The sequence below is a fragment of the Xenorhabdus bovienii genome (assembly GCF_024721015.1).
Taxonomy (GTDB): Bacteria; Pseudomonadota; Gammaproteobacteria; order Enterobacterales; family Enterobacteriaceae; genus Xenorhabdus; species Xenorhabdus bovienii.
In genome coordinates, this window is the sequence record NZ_JANAIF010000418.1 from 1 (window position 1) to 271 (window position 271).

Here is a 271-nt window from a genome sequence, read left to right on the forward strand (position 1 = left end):
GATGAAGTGGTATCTTCTATTTTCACGAAAATGCTGGATGAAATTGAATCAGACTATGTTTTCAAGTATGATCTGCTCCGTAATTACGTCACAGAGCTCACGCATTATGCACTGAAGTCGCAGCCTTCAGAAACGCTGTACCAGCATCCTGATGCCAAGTCAAGGATTACTTCTGTCTTTACAGAATTACTGGAGCGTCAGTTCCCGATAGAGACTCCTTCACAACGCTTCTCGATGCGCTCGGCGAAAGACTTTGCAGAAAAACTTGCGG

1 protein-coding gene is annotated in these 271 nt (G+C 44.6%); it reads left to right on the top strand.

From position 1 onward, the window contains the following. A partial coding sequence (locus NXS07_RS22700) for a hypothetical protein (RefSeq protein WP_258087660.1) occupies positions 1-271 on the top strand: 271 nt, incomplete at both ends.